Source organism: uncultured Altibacter sp. (assembly GCF_963972995.1).
Taxonomy (GTDB): domain Bacteria; phylum Bacteroidota; class Bacteroidia; order Flavobacteriales; family Flavobacteriaceae; genus Altibacter.
Window position 1 is genome coordinate 60,146 of record NZ_CAXAXI010000003.1, and the last position, 13,728, is coordinate 73,873.

Sequence of the window (13,728 nt, forward strand, 5' to 3'; positions counted from 1 at the left end):
TGCTTGCCCTTTTCTTATAATTGGTATTCGATATTATTGATTTGGAGTTTCCAAATACGGGAATGGTAATGAGAAGTTTCGGTCACCCGGGCCTACACCATCGCTGGTAAGTTGAGGCGTTCCGTTATTTCCGTCAAAACGCATTCCATCGGTACCACCAAACATTAAAGTAAGTGAAATATCGATCACGTCATCACTTAAAGTACGTCCTGTTAAGGCATTTGTCCCATCGAAATAGGTTGTCGTACCATTAGGTGCTACCTGTAAAGCATCGGTTTGTGAAAGAACAAAGGCAAAGGTAGGTGCGTCCAGACCCAAGATGTTCGCTTCATAATCGATATCGACACCTAAAGCGGTACCGTAGACATCATGATATCCTTCTAATTGCGCTTCAAAACCAGCTGTAAATCCGCTTCTACCACTTACGATAGTCGTGTTGAAATTGTTTTTGATATTATCACTGGAACTAAAAACGGTGTTGATTCCCGGTCGTCCCATGGCATCCTCTTGCACGAAGGTACCCGAAAAGGCAGAGATACAAGGTCCACATGCGGTTCCTCCACAATCTACTCCTTCTTCGTCTCCGTTCTGTATACCGTCGCTACAGCTTACTTGTTCTATTACATTATCGTCATCATCGCTACAGCCCACAACAAATAGGGAAGCACAAATAGCAATTAGTAAAAATTTGAATTTATATGTTTTCATATTTATATCTTTTAAAATGGTTATTTAATTATTGCTTTCTTTTTGTACTTACCCAAACGTTATATGCATTTGGCAAAGCGCCCGGAGGGAATAATCCCGCTGCAACGGCAACGTGTGTAGGAGCCGTTCCCAATAAAGAATTAGGCACTTCCACTACTATGGCCAGAACGTTCAGATTATCAAAAAAGTCATCGGCCTGTCCGGGTGGTAAAAACCCTTCGGGTGCTACAGACCCTGATGCTACCATGTTAAATCTGTTAAAATCAAAGAAGAATGCATCTCGTCTCGGACCGGCAAAAAAGGTCATCCCATTGCTGGTTGCCGTTTGAACATCGGCCGAGGTTGATATCTTTACAGCCACAGGTGCTACCGATGTTTCCACTATACTGGAAAGTCCGGTTTGTGTAGGCCCCACGGGACCAAAGAAGTACATAGAATCACCTCTTTTAATTGCTTGTATCACAAGATCTTCTACAAAATCACCGGTACGATCAATATTGAATTCTACCAATACATCTTCGTCAAATTGAGCATTATTGGTTACATTACCGGGCTCTAAAGGGCCTTGTAAGGTTGCAATAAGCACCGTATTGTTGGGGTTGTCCCCTTCAAAAGCATACAGATCGGCAATATCACTGGTGGTCCCTGCCACGGCCGGGGCATCAATGTGATCTGCAGCAATTAAAAATACTGCAAGCACAGCTAAGCCTAAGCCTCCTATTGCTGCTAAAAGTTTCGTTTTTTTCATAATTTAAGTTCTTTTAATTAATTATTTTTACTTGTTCATAGTTATTTACGTCTAAAGTACAGTGTTGGTTTCGCACCCACAGTTAATCTTTTGTTAATGTAATTGTCAAAAAACCCAATCCTTTGTTAAGTACTGTCATATAATACTAATTTTAGTTAATCCTTTATACTTATTGTGAATCCTTCTGCAACTGACTGGATACCAAAACTTTTAAACGGCTTCAAGAATGAGGATCTGCTTCGCCAAAACAACAGCGAAGTTAATTTTTACTCTGAATTGAAATCGGTAGGCTTCATCTTCGGGGTTTCGGTTTCCTCTCTTTTAGGTAAAAATCTAAGTAGTTTACAACTTACCAAAGAAGAATTCACCAAGGTTAATTTATTTCATGCGCTATTGGCTACCTACTGTTCAGCAACTAACTCAAACAAGTATCCGGAAGCCATCCAAAAGATCATTGAATTTTATAAACAGTTGGAAAAAGGAAAGACCGGCTTCTTTTCTAAGTTAACGCTGTCCCAAACTTCAACCCAAGAATTGGAACACATCTTGTCGGCAAGGCTTCAAGAGACCAACACTTCCCTGAAGAAGAACAATACGTCCATTTTAACTTACGCCTTGCTATATGCCGATGTATTAGCCTTTATGCGATGGTTGGAAACACCCAAAGGTATCAAGAACTACTCCAAATTGTTGGAAACTTTGGTGATAAGCTGTTGTTTTTTAGCGTTAAAAGCTAAAAAGAAACAAACGAAGTATGACCGGCTGCTCATTGAACTATTCGAATCCTCTTCCGAATACCTCATCGAAACGGCATCGGGTACACGAGTGATCACTTTGGAGAATCTCTCCGGATTAAAAAAGTTGACATTTTTGGAGAAAAAGTACTTGTTGGATATTTGCACCATTGCCGTATGGGATGATTACCACATGGACCTGTCGGAGTTTAAATTTCTTCAAGACCTTATTCTGTTTATAGAACTCCCTGAAGAAGAACTCACAAAAACCTTAAAGGAGTTAAGCCTTTTCTCGGAAGCGTATGGCAGTAAAATAAAACTATTCGAATATTCCAATCCGGTGCGTCTCTTCTACAAACAATCTGCTGCCACGGTTAAACTGTTGATTCTTCGGAACAAGAAGCGCTTACAACAGGAGTTAGAGGAAAGCGGAGAGCTTTTGGTATTACTTTCACAATCTACGGTAAGAGACCTTTCCGAAGAAGAACGACACAAAGTAAAGGAGCAGCTATTGGATGTGTGTAAGACCATCCCTTCGCTCACTATCTTCCTGCTACCGGGAGGGACTGTGCTCTTACCATTGCTAGTGAAATTCATCCCGAAGCTACTGCCCTCCTCCTTCAACGAGAACAGGATCGACCCGAAAAAGAAATGATTTCTTTCTTATTCCAACCACACCTTAAAATCTTTTACACGTTCTCTGGCCACGATGACTTCCTGCTCCTTAAAACTGTTCAGTTTAAGCTGCAAACGTGAATTGGTGTAAGAGATAATGTCACGGATTGCGTGAATGTTTACATAGAACTTTCGGCTTATTCGAAAAAAGGTTTGTGGTTCCAGCTCGGCTTCCAATTGTTCTAATGTTGTGTCCAGCAGGTAATCCCTACCATCGACCGTGTAGGCATAGGTACCTTTATTTTCAGAATAGAAGCATTCGATCTCATCCACAGGAATCATCTTGATATGCTGCCCGATTCGAGTGGTAAACCGCTTTTTGTATTCCCGTTCGACAGGATTGACCAGTAATTTCTTAATATCCTCAAAATCCAACTGTACTTGCTTGGCGGGTGCTTTTAGGTTTTGGTATTTTTTTACTGCAGCCTCAAGTTCCTGAGCATCTATTGGTTTCAGTAAATAATCGATACTATTCAACTTAAATGCTTGCAATGCATATTCGTCAAAAGCAGTTGTAAAGATGATAGCACTGTTCACAGTCACCGTCTCGAAGATCTCGAAAGAAAGACCGTCACTTAACTGAATGTCTAAAAAAATGAGGTCGGGGTGATTGTTGTTGGAAAACCATTCAATGGCTTCTGATACACTGTGAAGCATTTGTCGGGTATCAACACCTAATTGCGTCAACATGCGTTGTAAGCGACGTGCCGAAGGTTTTTCATCTTCTATAATGAGTACATTCATATTAAAAGTATATTGATAATTTTTCTGAGTCTAAGTGAGGTTTCAGGGTATCCTTCACGATCGCTACATCTAATCCCATGTGTTTTTCATCTCTTCTTCGTCCTTCTCCATATACTCTTGGATCTTCCGTTCTTCCCAATCCTTAAAAAAACGAAATCTGTCCTGAAAGACATACAATCCGTGAAAGAATAGACCAATCCCCCAGAAAAAAGGCGTGGTGAACATAGACCAGCGAGGTACCTCCACACCCAAAGTACCGTTTTGAAATACCAGCAATTGCAATCCCAGCAAAATGAGATTGATCACGATATAGACGGTTAGGTGTGAATAAAAGCCTTTCAGCTCCTTGACCTTCTTTTGTGCTTTCTTATATTTTTCATCTTCAAATTGTTCCATAATACATATCTTTAGTCCTTACGGTTATACATAGTTTCTTCTTCTTTCTTTATCAGTTCCTTAATTTTTCGCTCTTCCCATTTCTTCAGGAACTTAAATTTAACCACAAAGACCGAAAGTGCGTGAAATAGCAATCCTAATCCCCAAAAGAAAGTAATGCCAAAGGTATTCCAATTCAACCAAGAGATGAAGGCTGCATCCTGCTGCGAGAAGAGAAATGGTGCCCATTCAATTCTGAAAAACAGAAGTCCGGCATTTACAAGCAGATACACGATTAGATGGGAATAAAATCTCTTGATGGCCTGTACCTTCTTCTTTGCTTTAAGGTATTTGTTAGATGGTATATGCATTCCCTTCCTATTTATTGCCACCGATTTCCGGAGCCCTTTTCTGAATCCTTTTCCATATACTCCTTGATCTTTCTTTCTTCCCATTCCTTGTTCATATAGGGCATCCATCGAAACGCCTTAAAGGCTTGGATCACAATCCCGATTCCCCATCCTAAGGCCGCCCATAAAAACCAAGGGTACCTTAATTCGTTGGTATAATAATTTAGAGCTGCCAAAAATCCTATAAATAGTATATAGAATAGTAAACTGGTATAGAATTTTTTAATGTCGGCAACCCGCTCCTTCGCACGTATGTATTTATTTTGTTTTTCAAGATCATTCATAATTACAGGTCTTTATATTTATCTTCATCCATTAGCTTCTTTATTTTCTTCTCTTCCCAATCCTTGCCTAAAAATGGATTGTAATTGTATACTTCCATGGCATGTCCCATTACTCCAAACCCCCAACCTACAATTGGGAAAATAGCCCACGGAAAGCCAGTGGAACGGTAATTGAGCCAGATGAACACCGGGATCATTACGATGTATATGGTGAGATGCACATAGAAGCTTTTTAATTCTTCTACTTTCTTTTTAGCGCGTTCGTATTTTTTTTCTGAAATATAGGTCTCTTGTGTTTTCATATTACTTGTTTCTTTAGTGAGCATTGGTATGGCAATGCTAAATTCTTTGTGGTCCTCACGTATCGTAACAGGACGATCGGTCAACAAATAGTAGCGTTGTCGAATGTTTCGAAGCCCTACGCCACTGCTTTCTTTTACTACTTGTTTTGGCTGAACATTGTTCTTGATCACCAAGTTGCCATCTTCTTCATATATGGTAATAAACAATTTTCGCTCCGGGGTAACTTGATTGTGTTTTACGGCATTCTCCAACAACAATTGAAGCGCCAACGGTACGACTTTCGCTTCAGTATTAGTGATCGAGCCAGAAACCGTAAAGACGATACTATCTTCAAACCTCATTTCCAACAACGAAATGTAACGTTCCGCAAACTTCAATTCTTCGGCTACGGTAACGAGTTCTTTGTTCTTCTGTTCGAGGACATATCGATATACCTTTGATAACGAAGTAGTAAATCGTGTCGCTGCCTCCGGATTTTCTTCAATAAGGCTGGTAAGAACGTTTAAACTGTTAAAAAGAAAGTGAGGATCCAATTGATTTTTCAACGCATCAAACTTGGCTGATGCAGTACCTGCGATGATCTTTTGCTCCTTGACCTTCTTTTCCTGAGAATATTTATAGTAATAAAAGGCGTAAAAAATAGAGGTCACTACGGCCGAGATAATGAAAGATACATAATAATATTGTACACGCTCTCCTGCTATAAATTCATTTAGGGTTTCACCATCTATTAGTACTTCCGTAATAAATCGAAGCAAGAATAAACTAACTATGGTTATAGTAATGGCTCCCAAGATGCCCTTGGATAAATTATAAACTCTAAAAAGATTATTCTTATAGCGTTTTAACAAGTAAATGATCAACAAGGCATTGGCCATGTAGAGTACTACCGCGTAGAGTTGGTTGTACCCGAACAGGATAAGCAATTCCCTGCCAGTATCAATACGAACCCCATTGAACCAGCGGATGATGCCTAGTACAATGAAGATCACCATACCTACCAAAAAGGCTTTACCAAACTCTCTAAGAATTCCTTTCATAGTTTGTTAGTTACAATTGGAAGCTACTACTTTTTCGGCATACTCTTTTTCTCCCTGCGGATGAAATTCGCCCTCCGGCGAAAACGAATCGAACAATATAACGGCTCGTTTCAGCTCATTACAAAATTCATCGACCGGCTGACCAAAATAACGTGCTGTGCCCATGTCCCATTCTGTTTTTCCTAGGACTACCCTAGGATTTTCGGGGGCTAGTTTCATTGCCTTTTGATAAAGCTCGGAAACTTTTCCCGCATATTGCATTCCGTATTTTTGTCCGTCGAACACCACCCAAGCCGTATACCATTGTGCTTCCAACACTAGTATTTCGGCATTGTTAGGTGATAAGCCCTTGGCACTGTTTAAAAATTCCTGTGCTTTGTTTAATTGGGTGTTCAGCTTTTCCGGATCCTTTTCAGAAAAACTATTAATTATGTTGATCTGTGCGACATAAAAGGCCGGTAACCAATTGTCCGGCTCGGCATTGGCGATGCGCTCAAATAGATTTGCTGCTTCCCATGGCTTCTCATTCTGCCATAGATCGAAAGCCTTGTGCATTCCCTGTTCGTATTTTGTTTGGCTCATTCCTGAGAAGGAGATACATAGAAAACTGAATAGTATTAGATTTTTCATTGATTGCTGTATTTTGACATGCAGGGGAATTGTTCCGCCTACTAAAATTAATATTCTTATTAACAACGGCCTTGTATGATTAGCCTTTTTTCTTTTTTCTCTAAAGAAAGATCTTTCATTAGGTCGTTTTGTTTATAATTTTATTTCCAATTTTCGAACTACCCCACCCGTTACTTCAAACGAGGCGTCTTCCCATTTGGGCGGGCCAAATCTGGAAGGAGCATTGTTCGAAGTTCCGTAAGATTCGGTTGGGATCATGCCCATGAACATATTCAAACTGCCGCTACGATCTTCATCGTGATAACAAGAGATCGCATAGATACCGTCCGGAACTTCAGAAAAGATAACTGTTGCCTTTTCTTCGGAAATCTCGGCCGATAAGGCTTTGTACGGACGCTCCAAAAAAGTGCCTTCGGCATTGTAAAGTCCAACTTTTACTATTCCTTCGTTGCTGTCGAAGTGTGTCATAGTCACTTCAATGGTGTTTTGTCCGTGAAGGAGCATCGAGGTAATGAGAAAACTTAGATAGGTAAGTACTGTTTGCATGATATAACGGTTTAAAAATTGATAGTTCAAAGATGCGACGGTCAAGGCTCTTTTTAAAAAGAGAATAACTCAATTGTAGGATCTTAGGGATGAATTGTAGCCGTAGTTGCCATACAAACCAAGAATGCTACAGATTATCCAATTGGTTGTCGCTGCCGTCTTCGCTTATCGTCCAAAAGAACCCAACGAAAAAGAACTGATCTGCTGCTGGGGTCAATGCCCGGCGATCGAACCTTCCATTCGCATTGGGAGTACTCGCATACTGGTATCCATTTACATTGTTGAACGCAAAAACATTGTTCACCGAAAAATAGAGGATCTGTTGCTGGGAGATCAAATAGGCCCAATTGAAACTTGTGCTGTGAAAATCGCGTGTTTTTTTCTGAAGGAATCCGGGTTCGTTGGGATCTGTATACGAACGCCCACTCCCAAACTGGTGGCTGAACCCCACCTGACTTCTCCACGCATCGATCCAATATTTCCCAACCACTGAAACATTGTGTGTATTTGCAAAAGAGGGTGTAGCAGCAATAGGAAAGTTTTGATACGTACGTTCGGTATCCAACAACGAATAGCTTACCCAATAATCCACATTTTTTATACTCTTGTTATCCCTCCAAAATATATCAATGCCCTGTGCATACCCGTCCCCGTTATTAGTAAAAGTGGAGTTGGGTTGCGTAAAATTGGTATCATAAGTGATCAGATTACTGTACTCTTTTCTGTAGGCTTCGGCTCTAAAGATGCGGTTGTTGGCGGTATACTGATAATTAAGAATGTAATGCTGCGTCTTTTGGGATTTCAGATTAGTGTTAAATTTTAAAACATCGCTATTGGGTTGCTGAAAGAAATCTCCATAGGCCAAGGACAGCTGACTGTCCTTTCCTGTTTTATAAGCTACCGAAAATCGTGGCGACACGGTGAATGCATCAAACAGAGCGCTATACTCTCCTCTAAGTCCAAGTTTTACTGCGAACTTACGGGAAAAGATAAGGTCGGATTCTGCAAATAGTGCCGATATGTTATTCTGAAAGCCGTAGCTTTCAGCAAAGGAGGGATCTTGAAAATCCTCATTAAAATCGGTCAAGAACTGTTCGGCACCCACGCTCAGCTTGACCCTGTTGCTAAAACGTTTCCGAAGCTTTACTTTTAAATGGGCCGAGCTTTCGGTATCCTTAATATCGCTATCGATGATGCCTAATTTCGTCTTGGCATACGTAAAACTACCCCCTCCAAAGATCTTCCAATTGGGTCCAAGGTCGCCACTATAACTTGCATTAGTGTAAAAATTCTTGTTATTGAGCTTAAAATCGAGCCCGTTAGGAAGATCTATATCCTCCTGTGTGAGTTCAAAATCGGTTCCATCGAAGGCAGCATACCACTTAAAAAGGCCCTTCTTAAGTTTATGTCGAAAAACCGTTTCACCGGCATAGCCTGCAAACGGTTTCTGCCAATCGTTCCGATCGGGAAACACAGCAATATAAGGTGCGAGATTAATGTAGGTTGCATTGACACTAAGAGAACTCTTTTCCCACTTTTGGGTGTTTCCCAACCCGCCACCTACGGTCATTAGGGCGATTTCGGTCTTCTCTTGATCCGGCTCATCGATGGTATTTAAAAGCAGAACCGATGACAAGGCTTGTCCGTATTCTGCAGAATAACCGCCCGTTGAAAATGTGATCCCGTCGAATAAAAACGGACTGTATCTGCCGCGCGTTGGAATATTGTTAGTGGTAGGTGTATACGGCGTAAATACCCGGATCCCGTCGATAAAGATCTGTGTTTCGTCGGCATCCCCGCCACGTACGAACAGTCGGCCGTCCTCTGCTACGGTCGTGGTGCCGGGCAAGGTTTGGAGTGCCCCCACAAAATCCCCCAAGGCACTGGCCGTAGTAACGACATCTAAGGGTTTAAGCACCGAAACCTTACTATTGTCACTCGCTTCCAAAGTTCCCGCCGAAATGATCACAGTATCAAGCGAATTCACATCTTCCCGCAACTTAATAGTTAGATTTTGCATTTGGGACACATCGGCAGCCATGGTAAAGGTTTCAAAGGAGAGAAAAGATACCACCAGCACTTGCACACCTGTTGCCGTCGTTTCAAAAGAAAAACCTCCTTGTTCGCCGGTCGAAGCGCCATCGTAGGTTCCTTCCAGATAGACGTTCGCCCCTAAGATGGGCATCCCATTGGCTTCGGTTACAGTTCCTGATACGATTGTTTGACCAAACGCTACGACGGGCAGAAAACCAATGAGTAGTAAAAATAGAATGGTGCGCGGTACTTTCCGGTAATTATGATGCATAACATGGATGGGTTGATTATTGAGTTCAAAATTGCATAACACGGCAACAATTTCAGAAAAAAAATAACTCAACTGTAAGATACGCAGTACGAACTGTAAATTGAATTATAACATTTCTTTAAAAATTGTCACCATGAAAAAAGGTATCTTCGGAAGATAAAACAACATCCATGACCGATTCAGAAAAAATAGAGAGATACATCGAGAAACATGAGAAATGGACAAAACAACTTGAGAAATTACGCGACATTTTTCAGCAAACTGAATTGAACGAAGAAGTAAAATGGGGATCGCCTACATACACCTTAAATGGAAAATTAGTGGCAGGCATGGCAGCGTTCAAAAATCACTATGCCATTTGGTTTCATCAGGGAGTTTTTTTAAAAGACACCCATCAAAAACTCGTCAATGCACAAGAAGGGGTCACGAAAGCACTACGGCAATGGCGATTTGAAGCAGGTGATACTATCGAGCGACATATCGTACTGCAATACCTTCAAGAAGCCATCAAAAATCGTATTGAGGGAAAGGAAGTCAAGGTGGAACGTAAAAAAGGGGTTGTCATTCCGCCAATGCTAAAAGAGACTTTGAACAAGAATAAAGAGCTTAAAGAGGCTTTTCATGCATTAACACCCGGAAAACAACGAGAATACGCCGCTTACATCGGTGATGCCAAACAGCAAAAAACAAAAGAGAGCAGACTGGAAAAGATCGAACCAATGATCTTAAAAGGTGTGGGATTGCACGACAAATACAAAAACTGCTAATAATTGAAAGCACCACGATTTAAACGATATACCTCACGGCAACTCTGGTTCTATACCCGGCGTGCCTTTTGGATCCTTATCGCTTGGGTACTCATCTCCAATGCACTGTTCTTTTATGAGTATTTCACGCTTATTAGTAATGGGGTGTTAAGTTCAAGTTTCGACTTCCAGCAAGCATTTACGGCCAATTTGATCGTTGGGATCTCAGCTGGGATCATTGGTGGGATCGTTACAGTGAATCTCATGGAGCGCTGGCTTCGAAAACATGCTTTTTGGAAAGCGCTTCTCTATATCGTCATCGCGTATGTGATCGCCGCACTTATGGTAAGTACCATTGGCGCACTCTATTTTTACAGTGAAGATGCAGGCTTACCCTTTTACCATCCCGATGTGATCTATGAAGTGCAACTGTTTTTTGGCACTTGGTTATTCATCAAGAACTTTATCGTCTGGCTCGTGATCGTTATCGTGACACTCATAGTATTGATTGTTAATGACAAATATGGTCCGGGTGTTTTTCCCGATTACCTTATGGGGCGCTATTTTATGCCGAAGAGTGAGCGTAGGATCTTCATGTTTGCCGACATACGAAATGCAACCGGTATTGCCGAAGCGCTTGGAGAAGAAAAATATTTCAACTTTCTGAAGGATTTCTTTCGCGACATTGCTCCCGCTATTGTACAAACCCGGGGGGAGGTCTACCAATATGTAGGTGATGAAGTGGTGGTCTCTTGGAAAATGAAATGGGGACTAAAGAACGCCAATGCTTTGCAGTGCTACTACAGCATGAAGCGCATAATCGCTTATAAACAATCGCGCTATATAAAAAAATATGGTTTTGCTCCGGAGTTCAAGGTCGGTTACCACTTTGGTCCCGTTATGGTGGGAGAAATAGGACAAATAAAACGAGAGATCGCTTTTTCGGGCGATGTGCTCAATACCACCGCACGAATTGTCTCCTTGTGTAATGAACTTGGGGTAGATATCCTCGCTTCTAAAGAGTTTGCCAACATAGCGTACAAAACGCCTAAGGGCATTGAAAAACAGGAAGTAGGAAAGGAGAAACTTCGCGGTAAGGCGGAAGAAATGGAGCTCGTCACCTACTCTGGGAACGGTATTTGATGCACACTTTTAAATCTTAATTCTTTTTATTATGAAAACCGATACGTATACAAAAGTTATTCTCACCGTGATTGCGCTCTGTCTCACCGTCAATGTCATGAAAGAACTGGAATTTGTTCCTGCGGCCTATGCTTCGGAAGCAACGCCTGCACCCAAAGCAAAAACAAAATATCAATTGGTTCCTATTTCAGAAAACAATACTATGGATGTACGTATTGTAGATATCAATACGTACGATGAATTAAATGTGAACTTAAAAGGCGTAGATACGTACGAAGAAGTAAAGGTGAATATAAAAAGCATCGACACCAGTGACGAACTAGACGTTAACATAGACGAGGTTGGTGGTGGCTGGGTCTCGAACGGCGGACCGTTACGCGTCAAGGTGGAGTGATTGTACGTCGTAAACAGTAAAGTTCAGAACCATCATGTTATTCAAGGGTTCTTTTAAATGGCCTTATGATTAGTCGGGCGGCGCGATCGTAATTAATGTAATTATAACTCCAATTAAAGAAGGTCACCACCCTGTTTCTAAATCCGGCTAAGAACCACAAATGAACGAACATCCACAGGAACCAGGCAAAGGCTCCAGCAAAATGCCATTTTTTAAGGTCGACGACCGCTTTATTACGCCCTATGGTGGCCATGGTACCTTTATCGAAATACGAGAAAGGTTTCAATTCCTTTTGGTTGAACATACGTTTTAAATTCTTACCAAGGTGCTTCCCCTGTTGGATGGCCGGCTGTGCCACTTGCGGGTGGCCCTGGGGGAAATCCTCTGTTTCCATAAAAGCCACATCACCCAACGCATAGATATTTTCAAATCCTTCTACCTTATTATATCTGTCTACTTTGTAGCGGTTCGCTTTTTGAATAAGTGCTTCCCCATCGATTCCTGCTATAGGTGCTCCTGTTACACCGGCAGCCCAGATAAAAGTGGCTGTTTTAAAGGACTTTCCGTTCTTAGTGGTGACGGTTGTACCATCGTAGTCTTCAACCATGGTATTTAAATGGACCTCAACCCCTAGTTTCTCCAAAAAGCGTTGTGCTTTTTTAGAAGAATGTTCACTCATAGGAGGCAAGACTCGGTCAAAACCCTCCAATAGGTGTACACCCATATCTTCTTCCTCGAGTTCGGGATAATCGTTCTCAAGAATCCCTTTTCTGAATTCGGCTAAGGCACCGGCAAGTTCCACACCTGTAGGACCGGCCCCGGCAATCACGAAGTTCAAATACCGCCGTCGTGCTTCAGGATCATCGGTAATATCGGCAGCTTCAATATTCTGAAGCATCAAACTGCGAATATTCAGTGCCTGCGGAACCGTTTTCATGGGCATACTGTGGGTCTCAATGTTCTTATTTCCGAAGAAATTCGTACGGGTTCCCGTGGCAATGACAAGATAATCGTAAGACAGGTCGCCAATAGAGGTTTCTACTTCTTTTCTTGCAGGATGTATTTGAATCACTTCTGCCAGACGGAAATGAAAATCCTCTAACTTTCTGAAGATTTTCCGTAGCGGATACGCAATGGAATCCGGTTCCAAGCCGGCGGTGGAAACTTGATACAGCAAGGGTTGAAACGTATGATAATTATGTCGGTCGAAAAGGACGATCTGAGCAGGAACCTTCTTTAATTGTTTTAACAAGGCAATACCGGCAAATCCACCCCCAATCACTACAATTCGGGGTTGTTTGGTTTCGGGAATATTCATAGGGTGCTTCTTCTTCTATAAAGGTACTATTTGTCTTCTGAAACGCCTATATTTCCTATATTTTTTATGATTTTTGTAACAAAGAAGTGAGGATCAACACTAATTGATTAACTAACAAGAAACCATTGACAAAAGACCTTGAACATAGTTTTGTAACCCAGCTGGAAGAAAATCAAAACATTGTCCATAAGATATGTCGCTTGTATACCAATGACAGTGATTCGCATAACGATCTGTTTCAGGAAATCACCATTCAATTATGGAAGGCATTTCCAAAGTTTCGGGGCGATTCGAAGTTTAGTACATGGATGTATCGGGTGGCATTGAATACGGCGATCACCCTGTACCGAAAATCGAAACGCTCGATAAAAACCCAGGATTTTGAAGCCGTAAGTTTTAAGATCACAGCCGAAGCCTACGATAACACCGTAGAAGAACAATTGAAATTAATGTACAGTGCAGTGAAGGACTTGAACGATATTGACAAAGCATTGGTCTTCCTTTATTTGGAAGATAAGAATTATAAAGAAATTTCAGAAACACTGGGTATCACGGAAGTCAACGCCCGCGTGAAGATGAACCGTATTAAAGAGAAATTAAGAACTATTTTAAATCCGTAACCCCC

The 13,728-nt window shown here is 41.4% G+C and carries 16 protein-coding genes; 5 read left to right on the forward strand and 11 right to left on the reverse strand.

Annotated features, from left to right (window positions below; genetic code table 11):
• Positions 1-33: 33 nt before the first annotated feature.
• Both AACZ11_RS01975 and AACZ11_RS01980 read right to left on the reverse strand, forming a co-directional pair.
• Complete coding sequence (locus tag AACZ11_RS01975) at positions 34-708, reverse strand: hypothetical protein (protein WP_290627587.1); 675 nt, start codon at positions 706-708, stop codon at positions 34-36.
• Positions 709-736: 28 nt separating this feature from the next.
• The gene (locus AACZ11_RS01980) at positions 737-1,456 is read right to left on the reverse strand and encodes a DUF4331 family protein (RefSeq protein ID WP_290627589.1); all 720 of its coding nucleotides are present in this window, start codon (positions 1,454-1,456) and stop codon (positions 737-739) included.
• Between the two features lie 174 nt (positions 1,457-1,630).
• On the opposite strand from AACZ11_RS01980, the gene AACZ11_RS01985 reads away from it, so the two are divergent.
• Positions 1,631-2,845: an LETM1-related biofilm-associated protein gene (locus tag AACZ11_RS01985; protein ID WP_290627591.1), complete on the forward strand. Its 1,215-nt coding sequence runs from the start codon at positions 1,631-1,633 to the stop codon at positions 2,843-2,845.
• Between the two features lie 8 nt (positions 2,846-2,853).
• On the opposite strand, the gene AACZ11_RS01990 is transcribed toward AACZ11_RS01985, so the two are convergent.
• The 8 genes from AACZ11_RS01990 to AACZ11_RS02025 form a co-directional block, all read right to left on the reverse strand.
• Complete coding sequence (locus AACZ11_RS01990; protein ID WP_290627593.1) at positions 2,854-3,609, reverse strand: LytTR family DNA-binding domain-containing protein; 756 nt, start codon at positions 3,607-3,609, stop codon at positions 2,854-2,856.
• 69 nt (positions 3,610-3,678) lie between these two features.
• Complete coding sequence (locus AACZ11_RS01995) at positions 3,679-4,005, reverse strand: 2TM domain-containing protein (RefSeq protein ID WP_290627595.1); 327 nt, start codon at positions 4,003-4,005, stop codon at positions 3,679-3,681.
• An 11-nt stretch (positions 4,006-4,016) separates the two neighbouring features.
• Positions 4,017-4,355 (reverse strand): 2TM domain-containing protein, encoded by a 339-nt coding sequence (locus AACZ11_RS02000; protein ID WP_290627597.1) that lies wholly within the window; start codon positions 4,353-4,355, stop codon positions 4,017-4,019.
• An 11-nt stretch (positions 4,356-4,366) separates the two neighbouring features.
• Positions 4,367-4,678, reverse strand: a complete 312-nt coding sequence (locus AACZ11_RS02005) for a 2TM domain-containing protein (protein ID WP_290627599.1) — start codon at positions 4,676-4,678, stop codon at positions 4,367-4,369.
• A 2-nt stretch (positions 4,679-4,680) separates the two neighbouring features.
• Positions 4,681-6,021, reverse strand: a complete 1,341-nt coding sequence (locus AACZ11_RS02010; protein ID WP_339831322.1) for a 2TM domain-containing protein — start codon at positions 6,019-6,021, stop codon at positions 4,681-4,683.
• A 6-nt stretch (positions 6,022-6,027) separates the two neighbouring features.
• Positions 6,028-6,651, reverse strand: coding sequence for a hypothetical protein (locus AACZ11_RS02015; protein ID WP_339831325.1), 624 nt, complete (start codon positions 6,649-6,651; stop codon positions 6,028-6,030).
• 132 nt (positions 6,652-6,783) lie between these two features.
• Positions 6,784-7,197: a DUF2141 domain-containing protein gene (locus AACZ11_RS02020; protein WP_290627604.1), complete on the reverse strand. Its 414-nt coding sequence runs from the start codon at positions 7,195-7,197 to the stop codon at positions 6,784-6,786.
• 127 nt (positions 7,198-7,324) lie between these two features.
• On the reverse strand, positions 7,325-9,502 hold the full coding sequence (locus tag AACZ11_RS02025) for a TonB-dependent receptor (protein ID WP_290627606.1): 2,178 nt from the start codon (positions 9,500-9,502) through the stop codon (positions 7,325-7,327).
• A gap of 170 nt (positions 9,503-9,672) precedes the next feature.
• Here AACZ11_RS02025 and AACZ11_RS02030 point away from each other — a divergent pair, with 170 nt between their 5' ends.
• Genes AACZ11_RS02030 through AACZ11_RS02040 form a run of 3 tightly spaced genes read left to right on the forward strand, consistent with a single transcriptional unit; the run spans position 9,673 to position 11,785 of the window.
• The gene (locus AACZ11_RS02030) at positions 9,673-10,269 is read left to right on the forward strand and encodes a YdeI/OmpD-associated family protein (RefSeq protein ID WP_290627608.1); all 597 of its coding nucleotides are present in this window, start codon (positions 9,673-9,675) and stop codon (positions 10,267-10,269) included.
• Positions 10,270-10,272: 3 nt separating this feature from the next.
• The gene (locus AACZ11_RS02035) at positions 10,273-11,391 is read left to right on the forward strand and encodes an adenylate/guanylate cyclase domain-containing protein (protein WP_290627610.1); all 1,119 of its coding nucleotides are present in this window, start codon (positions 10,273-10,275) and stop codon (positions 11,389-11,391) included.
• Positions 11,392-11,422: 31 nt separating this feature from the next.
• On the forward strand, positions 11,423-11,785 hold the full coding sequence (locus tag AACZ11_RS02040; protein ID WP_290627612.1) for a hypothetical protein: 363 nt from the start codon (positions 11,423-11,425) through the stop codon (positions 11,783-11,785).
• 37 nt (positions 11,786-11,822) lie between these two features.
• Here the strand turns inward: AACZ11_RS02040 and AACZ11_RS02045 are convergent, their stop codons facing one another.
• Positions 11,823-13,103: an NAD(P)/FAD-dependent oxidoreductase gene (locus tag AACZ11_RS02045; protein ID WP_290627614.1), complete on the reverse strand. Its 1,281-nt coding sequence runs from the start codon at positions 13,101-13,103 to the stop codon at positions 11,823-11,825.
• Positions 13,104-13,228: 125 nt separating this feature from the next.
• On the opposite strand from AACZ11_RS02045, the gene AACZ11_RS02050 reads away from it, so the two are divergent.
• Positions 13,229-13,723, forward strand: a complete 495-nt coding sequence (locus AACZ11_RS02050; protein WP_290627616.1) for an RNA polymerase sigma factor — start codon at positions 13,229-13,231, stop codon at positions 13,721-13,723.
• The last annotated feature ends 5 nt before the right edge of the window (positions 13,724-13,728 follow it).